Annotated in this window: 8 protein-coding genes; all 8 read right to left on the reverse strand. The window is 35.5% G+C overall.

Annotated features, from left to right (window positions below; genetic code table 11):
• Positions 1–133: 133 nt before the first annotated feature.
• On the reverse strand, positions 134–697 hold the full coding sequence (locus GR162_RS07735) for a DUF2911 domain-containing protein (protein ID WP_160781649.1): 564 nt from the start codon (positions 695–697) through the stop codon (positions 134–136).
• A 101-nt stretch (positions 698–798) separates the two neighbouring features.
• Positions 799–2,604 (reverse strand): glycoside hydrolase family 2 protein, encoded by a 1,806-nt coding sequence (locus GR162_RS07740; protein ID WP_160781650.1) that lies wholly within the window; start codon positions 2,602–2,604, stop codon positions 799–801.
• Between the two features lie 220 nt (positions 2,605–2,824).
• Entirely contained in the window at positions 2,825–5,224 is a 2,400-nt protein-coding gene (locus GR162_RS07745; protein ID WP_160781651.1) for a glycoside hydrolase family 2 TIM barrel-domain containing protein, read from the reverse strand.
• A 72-nt stretch (positions 5,225–5,296) separates the two neighbouring features.
• Positions 5,297–6,361 (reverse strand): glycoside hydrolase family 88 protein, encoded by a 1,065-nt coding sequence (locus GR162_RS07750; protein ID WP_237421324.1) that lies wholly within the window; start codon positions 6,359–6,361, stop codon positions 5,297–5,299.
• A gap of 697 nt (positions 6,362–7,058) precedes the next feature.
• Positions 7,059–8,579, reverse strand: a complete 1,521-nt coding sequence (locus GR162_RS07755) for a RagB/SusD family nutrient uptake outer membrane protein (RefSeq protein ID WP_066034270.1) — start codon at positions 8,577–8,579, stop codon at positions 7,059–7,061.
• Between the two features lie 205 nt (positions 8,580–8,784).
• Positions 8,785–11,787 (reverse strand): TonB-dependent receptor, encoded by a 3,003-nt coding sequence (locus GR162_RS07760; protein ID WP_160781653.1) that lies wholly within the window; start codon positions 11,785–11,787, stop codon positions 8,785–8,787.
• 349 nt (positions 11,788–12,136) lie between these two features.
• A complete protein-coding gene (locus GR162_RS07765; RefSeq protein ID WP_160781654.1) occupies positions 12,137–16,231 on the reverse strand; it encodes a two-component regulator propeller domain-containing protein in 4,095 nt (1,364 codons plus the stop codon).
• Between the two features lie 280 nt (positions 16,232–16,511).
• The gene (locus tag GR162_RS07770) at positions 16,512–18,140 is read right to left on the reverse strand and encodes a right-handed parallel beta-helix repeat-containing protein (protein WP_160781655.1); all 1,629 of its coding nucleotides are present in this window, start codon (positions 18,138–18,140) and stop codon (positions 16,512–16,514) included.
• Positions 18,141–18,361: the final 221 nt, after the last annotated feature.

Raw genomic sequence — 18,361 nt, forward strand, 5'->3', positions numbered from 1 at the left:
TCCTTATATGACTTATATGGTTGTTTTTTTTGCATTAAACTTTGTGTCTCTGCGACTCTGCGAGATAAAAAAAATCGCAAAGCTTAAAAAAAACTTTGCGACTTTGTGCCTTCGTGGCATATAGGATTAAAACTTATTTAATTGTAATTGGCAACTCAACTGTTGTTTTATCCCAACCGATAACAAGATTTGCTACGTTACCTTGAGTTGTAAAAGCAATCGATAAAGCTTCGATAACATCAGAAACTGGTTTAACAGGAACTGAAACTCTTACAACATCTTTGCTTTCGTCGTAAGCATAACCGCCCCATAAATCTAGTTCTTTATTGATAATGATAGTCCATTTGTCCTTTTCTGGAATAGCAAATAAGCTGTAGTATCCTGCAGGAACTTTTTTACCACCGATTGTTACATCTTTGTAGAATTTGATTTCTGTGTTTTCATTAGCGCCAACTCTCCAAACTTCTCCAAACTTAACCACATCACCAAAAATAGTTCTTCCTTTTACAGAAGGTCTTGCATAAAGAACTTTGATAACTGGGTTTGGATTATCTGTTTTTTTGAATTTAACCGCTTTGTTTGGGAAATACGAAATATCAACCGGACTTGCATCAAGCGGAGCAAATTTTACTATGTCCTGAGCCTGAACTGTAAAAGCAGCAAACAAAGTAACTGCTAGTAAATAGAATTTTTTCATGGTTTACAATTTTTAGATTAACTACAACAAAGTAAATTAATAATGAAGAAAAATCATATAATTTGAAGCCTGTTTTTTGTTAATGAATTGGTAATGACGAATTAATTCTGATATTCTTTTTTCTTTTTAGCATACCAATCCTGCATAATGTAAAACGCTTTTTTCTTTTCACCGTCATTTGAAATTAGACCTTTACGATTGTAACCGTCCTGAATTCCAGGAAGCAATCTTTTTGGAGATCTAAAATCGACTAAAATCCAAGGGCTTGTTCCGCTTAGATGTGGAATCTTTTCGATCATTTTTAAATTCTGAATGTATAAATATTCTTGATATTCTTCTGTCCAGCGTTCGTTTTTCTCTCCGTGGAAACCAGCTTTGGCATCGCCACCAAATTCAGACACAACAATCGGTTTATTGTATTTAGATTTCCATGTTATTTTCTCAGCATCTTCCAGATTTCCGCCGTACCAGCCCAAATATTGATTGAAAGCCACAACATCTAAAACTTCGCCAATAGGGTCATCAATAGTTTCTTTTTTTGTTAATAAAGCAGCGCTGATTAATCTTGTATTGTCTAATGATCTAGTGTGTGATGCTAAATTTTTAATGAACGTATTTCTAGCGTCTGAAATTGGTGTTTCATTTGCCATTGACCAAATAACAATACTAGCTCTGTTTTTATCTCTTGTGATAGCGGCAGTTAATTGATCTTCGGCATTTTTATAGGTGTTTTCATTTTTAAATTCTACTGTCCAGTAAACTGGGATTTCTTCCCAAACCATTAAACCCAATTTATCAGCTTCTCTAACCATGTTTTCGTTGTGTGGATAATGTGCCAGACGAACATAATTACAGCCTAATTCTTTCGCCCAGTTTAATAAACGTAAAGCATCTTGTACAGAATTAGCACGTCCGCCTTTTCCATTTTCTTCATGAATCGAAATTCCGCGTAAAAAGATCTCTTTTCCGTTTAGCAGAATTTTATCTTCTTTGGTTTCAATAGTTCTAAAACCAATCTTATCGTTTAATTTTTTTCCGTTGAAATCAAAAGTAACATTATACAATTTCGGATTTTCTGGCGACCAATACGAGATTTTTTTAGTTGGAATTTCGAAGTTTAAAATTCCGTTGCTAGCCGCTTTTCCTTTGAAATTGATTTTTAATTCAGGAATAGAAATCGAAATATTATTTTTCGAAGCATCTAAATTATTGATTTTAATAAAACCTGAAATAATATTTGCATTGCCTTTTTTCAGCTGAATAGTATAATCTTCCACAAATGATGATTCTTCTTCAATTAAAGTCACATCGCGCGTGATTCCGCCATAATTCCACCAATCGGTGTTTACGGTTGGAACATCTTCTTTATGACGTGTATTATCAACTTTAATTACTAAATAATTTCCAGTAGGTTTTACAATCGAAGTTACTTCGTAATTAAACGGAGTGAAACCGCCTTCATGTGTGCCAAGTTTTTTTCCGTTTAAATAAACATCGGCTTTGTAATTGATTGCTCCCAAATATAAGAACAGACGTTTATTAGCTGTTAAATTGTAATCAAAAGACTTTTTGAACCAAACATTTCCTTCATAATATTTCAGTTCCGCAACCTGCGAATTCCAATCGCCTGGAATATTGATTGTAGGGGATTTATCAAAGTCATATTCTACCAATTCCTGTTTGTTTTGAGCATGATAATTAGAAAAAAAAGCTCCTTTTGCCGGTTTTTCACTTTTGTCGTATTGATCCAAGTGAAAGCTATAAAAACCAGTTTGATAAGGATCGATAATATAATTCCAAACTCCGTTTAAAGAAGTGGTGTTTCGGTTTGATACGTTAGAAATTAAACCTTGTGATTGTCCAATTGCGAACGATGTCAGGAATAATAGTGTTAGAATTTTTTTCATTTTTTAATCTTTGTTTGTATTCTATTTATGTTTTGCCACGAAGGCACTAAGTCACGAAGTTTTTTTTCTCTCGTTTTTTTGTCATCCTGACGAAGGAAGGATCGCAATAGAAACTCCGCAATCTTTATCGCCAATCTTTGTAGAATTCCGAGTGTGATCGTCAGGATGACAAGCTAGACTAAAAAACTTTGCGTCTTAGCGTCTTTGTGGCTAGAAAATCTTATTCGATAGGAATCTTCAAATATTCTCCTTTAAAGCTCTGGTTCAATGCCGTCATTTCAATCGGTTTGCCAGAACTATCAGGCATTACTTCAATCGAAGCTTTTCCGTTTGCCATTCTGATGGATTCGCTTCCAGTTGGTGTTCCTTGATTTTTTAGCGTTTTTCCACCTTTTAAACATTGAAAATAAACACTAGCTTCATAATCCAGGCAGCGCAAATTATTGTTGTCAATTGCAATTGCAGTTACCAGATAATTACCATTTTTTAGTTTTTCTGATGATAATTGCAACGAAACCGCCGTGTCATTTTTATTGAAACGATAATTCACTTTCAACGTATCCGAAACTGTTTTGCCTTCTTTTGTTTTTCCGACGGCAACTAAAATATTTTCCCCTTTCGTAAAATTGACATCCCAAGTTAAACCATTTGCAGGATAAAGAGCAAGATTTCGCTGTTTTTCTCCTAGTGATTTTCCGTTATGGAAAAAAGTCACTTTCTCACAATTACTGAAAACGCTTATCGTTCTCAGTGTGCCTTCAGGACCTTGGCGTTCTGTCCAAGTATGCGATTCGATGTAAGCGAAAGGTGCTGTTGCCCAATAGCTTTTAAAAACATAATAAGCATCTTTCGGAATTCCGTTTCGGTCTGTCAATCCTTTTTGGTTCATGTACGGAATATCGTCTTCAGGACGCAAAGGCGTTGCAAAATCCTTAAATGCCCATTGTATGTTACCCACGAACGTTGGGTCATTCTCGGATATATGCAAATGCCAGTCAAATAAATCAACGATATAATTTTCGCTCCAATCCCCAATTTGTGCAATGTTAGCGACTTTAGTCTGTACAATGGCTTCTTCCCATCCTTCGGCTTTTATTACATTTTCACCTGTAATTGGGTTTTCGCTATGACGTCCAACATGACTATCTCCGCCATATTCGGCATGAATAAAATGTTTGTATTCTTTCTTGTAAACATCAATCGCTTTTTGGTAGCTTTTATAGCTTCCAGAATACCATCCAGACCAGATAGAAGGGGAGAATACATCTACAATATGCGAACCTTCGTAATATTTTCTGATAGCCGTTTTTCTTGTCGGATCAAGTTTGTGAGCAATATCATTTAATTCATTTAAAAACGTATTGGTTTTTTCTGCGTTATCACCATCAGGAAAATCAGGAAGCCAGTTTATTTCGTTTCCTAAAGACCAGATAATAATACTCGGATGATTATAATTTTGATTGATGATTTCAGCCAGCATATTTTTGGTATTCGTTTTCCAAACGTCATTTCCAATTCCGCCGCGGCACCAAGGCAATTCATCCCAAACCAAAAGTCCAAGTTCATCGCAGGCTTTATAAACTTCTGGATCTTGCGGATAATGTGCTAAACGGACAAAATTAGCGCCCATTTCTTTAATCGATTTCATATCAGCCCAATGCTGTTCGTTGCTCATCGCAGCGCCAACACCAGCTTGTTCTTCATGGCGATGCGTTCCTCGAATTAATAATCTTTTTCCATTCAAATAAAAAGGGCCATGATCTTTAAATTCAAACCATCTGAAGCCAACTTTTTCTGAAATACTGTCTTTAATCTGATTTTTTTCTGATAAAACAGCAGAAAGTCTGTATAGATTTGGTTTTTCAGTATCCCAAAGTTCGGGGTTTTTGATGTTTTCAAAAGTGATTGTTGAAGTTCTATCTGTAACCAAAACGGTTTTGCTCGCTACTTTTTTCCCTTTCGGATTTTTAAGCGTTACAGTTAAAGATAAGTCCTTTGAATTGTCAGGATTTACAAAAGAAGAAACAACTTGTAGGGAAGCTTTTTTTGAAGAAACTTCAGGAGTTGTAATTTTTATATTTTCGATATGATTTTTGTATTTCGAAACTAGCCAGACGTCGCGCGTGATTCCTCCATAAATGAAGAAATCGCTTTTTTGAGACGGAATAATTTCGATATCATAACTATTATCCACACGAGCAAAAATATCGTTGTTTCCTTCTTTTATGAAATTCGTAATATCAATAGAAAAACCAATATAACCGCCAATATGCGATCCCGCTTCTTTTCCGTTGACATATACTTTTGTGGTTACATTCGAGCCTTCAAAGTATAAAGAGTAAACTCTGTTTTTATCGATTTGCGGAATATTTAATTTTTTTTGATACCAGCTTGCATCGCGTCGGTAACCTGGATTTAAGTCGGTTGCATCTTCGGCATTCCAAGTATGCGGTAAATTTAAAGAAGTCCAGTTGGAAGCTTTTTGCGCTTCGTTTAATTTTTGAGTATCATTTTCTAAATAAAGCCAATTGTCGTTAATGTTCATCTTTGTCTGAGCAAAACTGCTCAGACAAATCTGAAACAAAACAAAAAGTGCAAAAGTTGAAAAAGTTTTTTTCATAGTTAAAAAGGTTCATAGTTACAAAGGTTCAAAGGTTTTCTGGCTTAAAGTTCAAAGGTTCAAAAACCTTTGTTACTTTGAACCTTTGAGCCTTTGCGCCTTTATTAAAGCTTCCAAAAAATAATAATCGGCGTAAATTATTGGTTCGTCAATTTCGTCATGTTTTGGCCAGTTTCCAGTACTGTGATCAAATAAGAAAGGTGCTTTGATCTTAGCATCTAAAATATATTTACCCGTTTGTACTGAAGTCATCAGTTTATCTGCAAAAGCCAAATAACTGTCATTTTTTGTGTAACCATACAATTCGTATAGGGCAGACGCAATTACCATTGCTGCAGAAACATCTCTTGCCGAATTTGGAATGCTAGGATCTTTAAAATCCCAATACGGAATTCCGTCTTCTGGCAGGTTTTTATTCGTCATAAAAAACTTCGCTGTTCCTTCGGCTTGCTTTAAGTATGCTGGATCTTTTGTATATCGATATGACATCGTGAATCCGTAAACTGCCCAAGCCTGACCGCGAGCCCAAACCGAATCATCATTGTATCCTTGAAGAGTCGTTTTCTTTCTAACTTCACCAGTTGTTGGATTATAATCGATAACGTGATAACAAGAGTTGTCTGCTCTAAACTGATTTTTTAAAGTTGTGTTGGCGTGCTGAATCGCAACGTCACGATATTTTGGATTTCCTGATATTTTAGATGCTTCAAAAAGCAATTCCAGATTCATCATATTATCAATGATAACTGGATAATCCCAAATTTCCTTGTTGAAATCCCAAGAACGAATCGCGCCCACTTTTGGGTTGAATCTTTTGCATAAAGTTTCGGCGCCTTTTACAATTACCGCTTCGTATTCTTTCTTGTTTTCCACTTTCAGCGCTTCTCCAAAACTGCAAAACACTTTAAAACCTACGTCATGCGAATTGCTGTTGACACTTTCCTTTTTGCTGAAAGGAGTCCATTTTTGTGCTTGTTCTTTATATTTTGAATCGCCTGTCAATCGGTACAGTTGCCAAAGATTTCCAGCAAAAAAACCGCTTGTCCAGTCTCTAGATGGCACTTTGCGGATTTCGAGAGTTTTGGTATTCATGCTTCTTGGCATCGACATCGAATCTACTGGATAATCTAGTAGCATTTTGTAACGCGTTTCGAGTAAATTATTTTTCGCTGTTGTGCTTTTTGTTTGAGAATTAACCCCAGATTTGCACGCTGTTGCCAGCGATGCAAACCCAAGGATTAAAATGAAACTAATTTTATTCATATTACTAATTAATCTTTATTTTTAGTTTCTATACTAAAATGTTAGACGCGGATTGTACGGATTCGCTATCGCAATCCCGATAGCTATCGAGAGCTGATTTGGACGTTTTTTTTATTTCACACAGATTTAAAAAGATTTTAGCAGATTCAAACAGATTAATTTTGAAATGCGCTAAAAAAATATTCTCTCGCTCCCGATAGCTATCGGATTGCAGATTTTGGAGATTTTTTTATTCATCTAATACATATTGATTGTAATTAGATCTGCTCACCCAAGCGTTTACGAATAGGCGAAGCAATCTTCCAAATCTGCGGGAAAAATAAATCAGCGTTATCTGCAAAAATCCTTTTAAAATCTGTGTGAAACCAAAGACGCATAATCTGTTTTTTTATTTTCTCACAGATTGAGCAGATTGAGCTAATTTTTTTTTTACTTCAGGCAGATTAAAAATATTTTTTAAATTTAATCTGTTAAATCTGCTGGAAACCATCGATTCAAATTAGTCCTAAATAGCTATCGGGATCGCGATAGCGAATCCGTTTCATCCGTGTTCAATACTAATTATGCTAAATTAATAACCCGGATTATTAGGTTTTAGATTCGGATTAATAGCCAATTCTGTTCCTGGCAATGGCCATAAATAATCTCGGTTTGGATCAAAATTGGCATGCGGTTCTAAACCGTTTGGTCCAAATACTTCTGGTCCGATTTTTAACCTTTTGATGTCGTACCATCTCACATATTCAAACGCCAATTCTAATCTTCTTTCATCAATAACCATTTTTCTGAAATCGGTTTGAGAAAGTCCTGGCGTTACATTTGCCGGGAACGAAACCAGTTTTCCAGCTTTATTTCTCGCTCTTGCACGAACACGGTTTACGTAACCATCAGCTTCAGTTGTTCCTGGATTAATTTCGTTTAAAGCTTCAGCAGCAGTTAGTAAAACTTCTGCGAAACGCATTGTAATGTAATTGTGCTGAGAAGTTCTTCCATTCGCTCCAGCTTTCCCCGGAAAACGGAAATATTTAGCAATATGTGGACGTGGCGCTTTTTCATTGTCGCTTGAAGGATAAACCTGAAGCGATCCGCCTGGACCTGTTTTCTTTCTGATAATGGTATCAAAACTTACGGCTCTTCTATAATCTCTCTGATCCCAAGTATTGAATACTTTTAATGACGGAACAGCAACAGAAAACCCTTGTCCGTAACTATAACTGTCATCTTTTAACGATCCTGTAAAAAACGCGGTATAATCTTGACCGTAATTTCCAGAAGTCAAGTTGTTAAAGTCAATTGTAAATAAAGGTTCTTTTAAAGAAGCTGTTTTGGTAGCATTGAATAAATCCTGAAAATCAGCATCAAGACCTAAACCAAATTTGGCTTCGTTTGTAATAACAAATTTGGCTTCGTCGTACGCTTTTTGAAAATTTCCTAAAGTCAGGTAAACAGAAGCCAAATACCCTGCAGCAGTACCTTTTCCAGGAACAGCTTTTACTTTTGGTTTGTCATCTAGCCATTGTTTGGCAAATTCCAAATCGGCAATGATTTTTGGGTAAACGTCTGCTTCTTTTGTTTTGCTAAGGGAATTTACTTGATTCACATCATTTACAACAAAATCAACATAAGGAATATCTCCAAATAGGCGCACTAAATGATAGTAAGCAAAAGCTCTTGCAAAATACGCCTGAGCCACAATGGCATTTACTTTTGCTGGATCTCCAGGTGTTTTTTTAGCACCTTCAATGGCTTGATTTGCCGCGGTAATAATTACATACGATTGTGGCCAAAAGTTAGCTACAAGTGCATTGGTGTCATTCATCGACATGTCGTTTACGTCAATACGTGCAGCCTGAGTGGTTCTATCGCCGATGTCAGCCATATCATCACGAAGCATAAGGGCAATTGTAAATTCTCTTCCCCAATAATTGTTGTGGGCAATATTAGCGAAAGCTCCATTTACAGCAGCTTGCAAATCGTCTGTATTGTTGAAAAAGTTCTCTGGACGAATAATTCCTACTGGTTTTTCTTCCAGATCAGAACAGCTGAAAAACGCCATTGTTCCGAAGCAAAGAAAAGCTATATATTTTTTCATAGTATTTTTATTAGAGCTAATTGGATGTAATTAATTTTAACACATAGAGACATAGGTTTAAAACTCTTAAAAAGGCGTTTCACTTATCTAAAACACACATAGAAAGCTATGTGTTAGAAACCATGTTTCTTTCTGCATTCTTTACGTAACGCATAAAATCTATGTTTCTATGTGTTTAATTAATAGACCCAAAGAGGTTATTAGATTAAAATTTTAAATTGAATCCTGCCGTAAATGTTCTTACGTTTGGATATCCTCCATAATCCAATCCTAAATTGGTATTACTTCTTGAGTTGGTGTCGTTTAAATAATTCGTTTCAGGGTCTGTACCTGGATAATCTGTAATCGTCCAAAGGTTTTGCGCGCTGATGTAAAAACGAACTTTGCTTAGGCCTATTTTTGACACAATTTTTTCATCTAAGCTATATCCGATAGAGATGTTTTTTAGACGGATATAACTTCCATCATAAACAAATCTTGAAGTAATTCTTTTGGTTCTAGCAGCATTTGCAGGAACATTTGTATCCGTATTAGTCGGTGTCCAAGCATCTAAAACTTCGGTTGTAGCATTGTTGTTTCCAGAAGCCAATTCCATCAAAGTATAGTTTAGGATTTGATTTCCTTGCGAACCTTGAAAGAAAATATTCAGATCAAGATTTTTATAGGTGAAATCATTGTTAAATCCGAAGATGAAATCTGGATTTGGGTTTCCAATGATGGTCTTATCCTGAGAATCTAATTTTCCGTCGCCATTGTAATCTCTGAATTTTTCTCCTCCAGGAGCCGTTTCAAAGTTTCCTGGTAATACCGTTTCTCCTTGTTGAATTACACCATCATAAATAAATCCGAAGAAAGAGCCAACCGGTTGTCCAACTCTTAAAATCTGTGACTCAGTCGCTAAGAAATGCCCAGGCGCAGAGTTGATTAAAAGATCTTTATTATCGGCTAATTTTAATACTTTATTTTTGTTTGAAGAAATATTAAAGTTGGTTGACCAAGTAAAATCTGCACCAATGAAATTTCTAGTGTTAATACCCAATTCCCATCCTTTATTTTCTAATTCACCTACGTTTTGAAGCTGAGAAGCAATTCCAGAAATTCCAGGAAGTGGTCTGTTGAACAACAAATCTTTGGTAATTGTTTTATAATAATCCGCCGTTATGCTGATTCTATTGTCAAACAAACCTAAATCAATTCCGTAATCTTGCTGATAAGACGTTTCCCATTTTAAATTCGGATTATCTAATGAAGTCAGCTGAACCGCATTGGTAATCACGTCACCGCTTACATAATAGATTTCAGAGAATCTAGAAAGAGTAGAGTAGGCACCAATTGAAGGATTTCCTGTTGCTCCGTAACTTGCTCTTAATTTTAAGTTTGAAACCGTTTTATTGTCTTTTAAGAAGTTTTCTTTGCTAATGTTCCATCCAATTGCTCCAGAAGGGAAAGTTCCGTATTTATAGTTTTTACTAAAGCTAGAAGAACCGTCTCGTCTTGCTGTGAAGGTCAGTAAATATTTATCAGCATAATCAAAATTCAACCTTCCGAAAGCAGAGATTAATTCCGTTTCAGATAAGCCAGAATCCGGTTTTAAGAAAACTGTTCCTGCTCCCAAATTTCTATACGAATTGGTATTCGTTAAAAATCCTCTTGAAGCAGCATACGAATTTTCGTTTTTGTTTTTTTGATATGAATATCCTCCCAAAACCGTCAGCATTCCTTTGTCAATAATTTCACGTTTGAAAGTCAAATAATTCTCTGTTAGGAAAGAAGAAAATCGTGTATTGTTTACAGAAGCTTCTCCTTTGATATTTTTTCCGGCAATTAATGTTGAAGGAATAAATCTCCCAGTTTGCGAATTACTATCGGTTAAACCTAAAGTGGTTTTAAAATCTAGATCTTTTGTGATTTGATATTGAGCGAAGAAATTGTTTCGGTTTGTAACAGAAACGGTTTCCAAGATATTCTCCATTGCTGTTGCGTAAGGATTGTCAATATCATCACCAATTGGAGCTGTTGTCGTGTAAGTTCCGTCAGCATTATAAATTCCTTTATCAGGCATAAAACGATACGCCGATGCGATAACACCCGCAGCTCCAGTTCCTCCAGCGCTAGTCTGGCTTACGATTCCTTCTTTGTTCTGTTTGCTTGTAAAAGTGTTTAAGCCCATTTTGAATTTTGGAGATAAATCAGCTTCAAGATTTCCTACGATTGTGTATTTGTCAATTCCTGAATTGATTACAACACCATTTTGATTGAAATACGTTCCAGAAACATAATATCTTATATTTTCAGATCCGCCAGAAAAAGACAATTGTGAATTCGAAATCATTCCATCACGATAAATTACATCTTGCCAATCTGTATTTGCTGGACCTTGAGTATGCGTTGTAAAACTTTTTCTGTAAGCTGCAAACTGGTCTGCATTCAATAAATGCAATTTGTTATTTACCGATTGGACAGAAGTCGAATTGCTAAACTCAATTACTGGTTTTCCTGGTTTTCCTTTTTTTGTCGTTACCATAATAACCCCGTTAGAACCTCTTGATCCGTAAATAGCAGTTGCAGATGCATCTTTTAAAACCTCAATAGAAGCAATGTCCTGCGGTGCTGGCATAGAAACGCCTGCAAAACCGTCCACAACAATCAGAGCATCTCCACTTGCATTAATTGAAGTTCCTCCACGAACTCTGATTTTTACAGGAGCTCCAGGTTCACCACCGTTATTGGTCATTACCGAAACACCCGCAGCACGACCTTGTAAAGCCTGCTCAGCATTTAAAAGAGGAAAAGCAGTCAGTTCTTTTGCTGTAACAGAAGATACAGAACCTGTTATGTCGCTCTTTTTACGTGTTCCGTAACCTACTACGATAACTTCGTCTAGTGCTTTTGTATCTGGTTTTAAGCTTACATTGATTACGCTTTTGGTTCCAACTGGAACTTCAACCGTTTGAAATCCGACGAAATTGAAAACTAAGACAGCATTTTTCTCTCCTACAATCACAGTATAATTTCCGTCCATATCGGCAGAAGCGCCTACAGAAGAATTTTTGATGTAAACATTGGCACCAGGAAGTCCAAGTAAATCTTCACTAGAAGTTATTTTTCCGGTCACTTTTCGTTCTTGTGCGTGCATCACGATATTTATCAGTAAAAAAGATACCAGTAAACACCATTTAAACGATTTGTTTGTTTGGTTTGTAAACATTCATTTTTTGGTTTTAGAGTTAATAAGTTAGATTAAGTAGAAAAACAATAAACTCATTCCGATGACGAGAATGACAAATAAAATTTGAAGCACTAAGTAACTCGTTTTTTTGATTTTCATATCGCAAATGTAAAAGCCGAAAACGATATAGAAATACAAAAAAGGGTATCTAAAAATACAGATACCCTTTTTTTAACCCTTTAAAACAGTGGAGTGTTTAAATAAGATGCGAAAATTGTGAGATGTAAAATTGTGAAAAGTGAAAAGTGAAATGTGAGATGTTAAAAGTAAAAAGTAAAAAGTAAAAAGTAAAAGATAGTAACATCTAACATTTCACATCTCACATTTTTCACAATTCAATCGTTGAAGATTTATAAAATTTGTCAGCGTATTGTGATGGCGTTTCGCCGTACTTTTTCTGGAAGCATTTGCTAAAGTATTTCGGATTATTGAAACCGACTTTATAGCTTATTTCAGAAACGGTCAATTTGTTTTGTTCTAATAATTGAGCCGCACGCTTTAATCTAATTTCATGAATAAATTCGTTTGGCGTGCAATTCGTCCACGCCTTGATTTTTAAAAATAGCATGGTTCGGCTTACGCCTAATTCTGAACAGAAAAACGGAATATCAAATTGTTCATTTGAAATGTTTTCTTCCACGATTTTGAAAGCTTTTTTCAATAGTTCTTCGTCCAATGATGAAACCGTTATTTCTGACGGAATAAAACTGTCCTCGCTTGAGAATTTGATTCTTAAACGTTCTGTGGTGTTCAACAGATTTTTAACACGAAGCTTAAACTCCATTAGATTGAATGGTTTACTGATGTAATCATCTGCACCGCTTTCTAATCCTTCAAATTTGTAAACCAAAGATGATCTCGAAGTCAGCAGAATAACAGGAATATGGCTGGTTTTGATGTTTTCCTTTATTTTAGAACACAATTCAGTCCCTACCATTTCTGGCATAATGACATCGCTGATAATCAGATTTGGAACAAATTTTAATGCTTTTTCCAGAGCAATTTTACCATTTTCAGCCTCAATAATATTGTAATCTTTTTTCAGAAGGTTTTTCATGAATTTTCTCAGAACCTTGTGATCTTCAACCAATAAAATCGTCTGTTTTTCTTCATTGACAATTAAATCTTCGATGTCTTCATGTTCGATGACTTCCGAAGGTTCCAATTGCGCTTGGTATTGCTCAATATCGTCACTAATTTTAAAATCAGGAATGATTTCACTGTCCAGAAGATGTTCGCGTCCCAGCGGTAAAGTCACTTTAAAAATTACGCCGCCACTTGGTTTATTGGTAACATCGATTTTTCCTTTATGCAGTTCTACAATGTTTTTTACGATTGAAAGTCCGATTCCTGTTCCTTTATTGTAATTTTTCTGAACCTGATTGTGAGTTGGAACTTCAAAAAACAAATCAAAAATTTTATCGATATGTTCTTCTGCAATTCCAACACCTGAATCTTCAACAGCAATAAACAGATTTTGCTGATCGTGATTGATTTTAATATTTATTGAACCGCCTTTTGGAGTATATCTAAAGGCATTCGAAATCAGATTGTAAAATACACGTTCGAGTTTATATCGATCAAAATAAACCAGAATCTCTTCGTTTTCAGTTTCAAATGTATAGTCGTAACCGCCGTCTTTGGCATATTCAATAAAGGATAAAAAGATTTCTCTAGTAAATTTGACAATGTTTCCGTTTGCCGATTCAAGCGTAACCTGATGATTTTCTAGTTTTCTGAAATCCATTAGACGATTAATCAGACTCAAAAGATGATTGGCGCTGCTTTCAATCACCAGAAGCTTTTTGTACATTTCGTTAGTTCCGTTATAGTCAGAAAGAATTTGCTGTAATGGTCCTAAAATCAAAGTCAATGGCGTTCTGAATTCATGCGAAATATTGGTGAAGAAATCTAATTTGAGCTTGTTGTTTTCTTCGATTCGCTGTGTTTCTAAATATTCCAGTTCGAGTTTTTGTTTCAGTCTGGCTTTTGATTTCATAATCCAAATCAAACCGTATAAACCTAAACCAATTACGATTCCGTACAACATAAATGCCCAAATGCTGCGCCACGGAGCTGGATTTACGATTACGGTTAAAGTGGTTGGTGTCTGATTCCAAACGCCATCGTTATTAGCACCACGAACTTCAAACGTATAGGTTCCAGGATTCTGGATCGCAAAATTGGCTTCACTGTTTTTAGTTGTTGTCCAGTTGTTTTCCAAACCGGTTAAACGATAACTGTATTGATTGTTTTTAGATCGAATATAATTCGGAATCGCAAAACTGATCGAGAAATTGGCCTTGTCATAATCCAAAGTAATCGTTTTGGTAAAACCAATGCTTTGTTCTAAAATTCCGTCTTTATCGTGCGCATGAACAATTTCGTTTTTAATCTTCAAATCAGTAATTAAAACTTGTGGAGCATATTTATTCAAGGAAATCTTTGTAGCATCAAAGAATGTTGCTCCAGACGGACTTCCAAAATAAAACTGATTGGAACTTAATTTTAAAGCCGAATTATCATTAAATTCATTACTCGCCAAACCGTCTTTCTGGTCGTAAATAACAACCGTTTTCTTAATTGTATTATATTTTATAATTCCTTGATTGGTACTGATCCATAGGTTTTTATCATCATCTTCTAAAATTGAATGTATAGAAGTGATAACCGTATTTCCAAATCTCAAATTGATTCGGTTGAATTTTTTTCCATCAAAATAATGCAATCCTTTTGCTTTTGTCCCAACCCAAATTTTGTTTTGAGAATCTTGAAACAAAGTCAGAATATCATCGCCAGACACAGTCGAATGATCGTAAAAGAAATGCTGAATCGTATATTTCTGCGGATTGAAATTTTTGAGCGGAATGCGGTTCAAACCATTTTGAGTTCCAACCCAAAGAAAATTTTGCTTATCGACTAAAATCGTGCGCAGGATATTATTGGTAAGGAAAACTGGTTTGGTGTTATCATTTCCAATAGCATCAAAGGTTTTGGTTATGGTGTTGTACCGAATTAAGCCTTTGCCGAAAGTTCCAATCCATAAAATTGAACCTTCAGTTTTAAGAGCATAAACACCGCTGTCTTTTAGTAATTCGCTTAAATCTGAAGAAATTCTGTTATTTTCAATTCTTTTAGAAACGGTATTGTAAGCTGATAAGCCTTTTGAAAAAGTTCCAATCCATAAAATATGATCATCAGAAAGGCACATCGCTTTGATATCATTTTTATTCGTTTGTCCAGTTTTGCTGTTGATGTAACTTACAGACTCAGTATTTCTATTGTAAATCGTAATTCCGCCTCCTTCAGTCCCAAAATAAATATTCTGGTTTTTGTCGGCAATTATCGAACTTACGACATCAAAACTCATCGGAATCTTTTTCGAATTCTGATTATAATTAGAGAAATTGACGTTTGAAACATCCCAAAGATTCACACCTTTGTAATAGCAGCCAATCCAGATTGAACCTTTTTTATCCATAAAAACGGACTTCACTTTGTCGATTCCGTTATTGTTATTGCTATTATTTATTTTCTGAAGGCTTTTATCTTTTCCAAGAATATAAATTCCGTCATAGGCGCCAACCCATAAAGAGCCTTGATTGTCAATTACTAAAGATCGAATATCGGTATTTATTTCGCGGTATTTTTCAGCTGGCAAAAAAGAAACAAAAGCTTTTTCTTTTGGATTGAATTTTAAAAGGCCTTTGTTTTTTGTTCCCACCCACAAACTGCCGTCTTGGTCTTCAATAACCGATTGAACGTTTAATAAATCAGTTGTGTTTAACGGATAATTTTTAAAGAATAATTTTCCGTTCATTCGATTTGTCAGCTTACATAACCCTTTTGTCGTTCCAATCCAGATTTGGTCTTCTTTGGTTTTTAAAATGCTGAGAATATTATTGCTAGGAAGAGTAGAAGCATCATCATCTGAATGAAAAACAGAAGTAAATAATCCTGTTTTTTTATTGTAAATGGTTAATCCTTTTGAAGTTCCAAACCACATTTCGCCACCAATTTCTCTGATGCTCCAAACAGCGTTATTGCTTATCGTATGATTTGCTTTCGTATGAAGATATCTCGTAAAACGGTTCGAAACAGGATCATAACAGTTTAAACCATTATAAGTTCCCACCCAGATTTTTCCTGCGTTGTCTTCTTCAATAGCTAAAATATCATTGTTGCTAATCGAATATTTATCTGTAGCATCATTCCTAAAAATCGTAAAACCGCTTCCATCATATTTATTCAGACCATCACGTGTACCAAACCACATTTGTCCAAACTTATCCTGATGAATGGCAATAACAGAACTCTGCGAAAGCCCGTCTGTCGTTGAAAAATTTTTAAGACGATATTTATTTTGGGAAAATACATTTCCGAAAACAAAAAGTAAAACTAGAAAGACGCTCGTGTATTTCATAGTGTGTTTTTTTAGGTTCAAAGTTGCAGAGTTTTGCTTAATTATTTTAGTCTCGCAATCCAGATAGTTATCGGGAGCTAAAGACGCAAAGTATTTTCTCATTTTTGTCATTTCGACGAAGGAGAAATCTCCACGAGAAGCTCGACAAAGATTGGCTTATTGTTGCGGAGTTACTTGCGAAGATTTCTCCTTCGTCGAAATGACAAACAATACTTATTGATCATTTAATAAAACAATAAGCTTTTTGTTTTAGCTCCCAATAACTATCGGGATTGCGAGATTATTTCAAGCGTTTTTTTAATTGATAATCATACAGAGAAGGAATCTTCTCAATTGGCGTATTCAAAAATTCAATATAAGGATCGACGTCGTATTTGATTTCAAATTTCGTATTTCCGTGAACGCCAATGATTCTGGCTAAAGCGCCGTCTTTCATTCCGTGCAATAAAACTGGTTTTGATGCATCAGGATTTTCAACTTGTACATTTAAATTCCAAAAAGTGCTGAAAGGCCCGTGAGAAGGTTTCCAATAATCAGCGCCGCCGCCTCCAAATAAAGCATAACTATTATTTTTATCGGCTTTTAGATGAACCGTGATATTGTCAAACAAATTTTGATGATTGGCTCCTGAATGCTGATCTAAAACAGGATCTGTAAATATTTCGCAGTTTTGATACACATTTTTAGTCGCAAAAGTGTTGAAACTTAAAGGATGAACCGCTGAATTGTAGATCTTTATATTTTTAACCAAAACATTATGTACGCCGCCTAAAGTTACTGTATAATGCGCCAAATGCGATCCATCTGTTGTAACATCTTGAATGGTTACGTTAGAAACTTCTTCGGCTAAAATTCCGCTGTCAGCATTGGTAATTTTAACATCTTTCACCCATGAATTGAATAATCGGGTTAAGAAAATCCCATTATTTCCGGGTTCTACATGATGCGCCACCCTCGGAATGTCAGGGAACGTAAAACGAAGCTGTTCAATTCCGACTTCATTTAAATGTTTCCATTCAACCAATTGTGCTTGATAACTCGGTTTTATCGAAATAGTTAAAGGTGTTTTTAAAGTGATTTTAGAACCAGAGATTTTAGCGATTTCAACCTGCTGCCTTACAATAGGAAGCTTTGGGAATTTCCAGTGATGCGAACCTGGCTTTACTTTAGCACCTTGATACAAATCTTTGATGATCTCGCCGTTTTCGCCATCCTTATTGAACAATTGCAATTCGACAACATCGCCAACTTTCAATCCTTTTACATCAGAAACAGTAACAATATGTTCGCCCATTTTTCCCGAACTGACTTTAGCCAACGGATTAGATTCTGGTTCGTATTTATCTAAATATGATTTTACACGCTCACCCGGAACCTGAGTCCATATAAAACCTCCAGACCACGCATATTGCGAAAAAGGAAGATCAATATTGTTTTCTGGCTCTCGCTGTCTTTTGTCAAATGTGGTCAAGTATTCGCGAAGTTCAGCCAAAACATCAGAATCTTTAAGATACATCATCGGTCTTGGACAATAGATTTCAGTTCCGTTTTCAGCAGAACCAGCGCCTCGAAGTACAAAATTACTTCGTTCGATGTAGAGAATTTCACTCAAAATAATACGTCCTGCAGGCAATTGCACGATTACATTTCCTTCAATAGAATTGGCTGCTTTAAAAGCTTTTAAAAGTGCTTTTGAATCGTCTAAATTGTCATTGGCTTTTACGCCAAAATCTGTTGCGTTAATGATTTTTCCATTAGTTTCAGGAATGGGACTTTCGCCAAAACGATATCCTGCGTAACTAAAATCAGGCAGATAATTGGTTTTTGAAGTAAGAATTTTGGGTATTTCCTGCGCCAGTAAAGTGTTTATAAAAAAGCCACAGGATAAAAGAATGGCTTGGCGAATCATGGTTTTGTGGTTTTTGTGGTTAGTTAGTTTTTTTGTTTTTGCCGCTAAGGCGCTAAGGCACGAAGTTTTTTTAAGCTTTGTGTTTTTAGTCACGCAAAGTCGCGAAGATGCAAAGTTTTTTTGTTTTACGAATTGTAAGTCTTGATAAGAACTTTGTCAAAGTTTAAAACTTTGACAAAGTTGAGTCTTAATAAAAAAAACTTCGTGCCTTAGCGCCTTCG

The organism is Flavobacterium sp. HBTb2-11-1, from assembly GCF_009826975.1.
Taxonomy (GTDB): Bacteria; Bacteroidota; Bacteroidia; order Flavobacteriales; family Flavobacteriaceae; genus Flavobacterium.

Bases quoted from the DNA above. Each gene is read 5' to 3' on its own strand.
- GR162_RS07735 (WP_160781649.1), bottom strand. From the start codon at position 697: ATGAAAAAATTCTATTTACTAGCAGTTACTTTGTTTGCTGCTTTTACA.
- GR162_RS07740 (WP_160781650.1), bottom strand. From the start codon at position 2,604: ATGAAAAAAATTCTAACACTATTATTCCTGACATCGTTCGCAATTGGA.
- GR162_RS07745 (WP_160781651.1), bottom strand. From the start codon at position 5,224: ATGAAAAAAACTTTTTCAACTTTTGCACTTTTTGTTTTGTTTCAGATT.
- GR162_RS07750 (WP_237421324.1), bottom strand. From the start codon at position 6,361: ATGCTACTAGATTATCCAGTAGATTCGATGTCGATGCCAAGAAGCATG.
- GR162_RS07755 (WP_066034270.1), bottom strand. From the start codon at position 8,579: ATGAAAAAATATATAGCTTTTCTTTGCTTCGGAACAATGGCGTTTTTC.
- GR162_RS07760 (WP_160781653.1), bottom strand. From the start codon at position 11,787: ATGTTTACAAACCAAACAAACAAATCGTTTAAATGGTGTTTACTGGTA.
- GR162_RS07765 (WP_160781654.1), bottom strand. From the start codon at position 16,231: ATGAAATACACGAGCGTCTTTCTAGTTTTACTTTTTGTTTTCGGAAAT.
- GR162_RS07770 (WP_160781655.1), bottom strand. From the start codon at position 18,140: ATGATTCGCCAAGCCATTCTTTTATCCTGTGGCTTTTTTATAAACACT.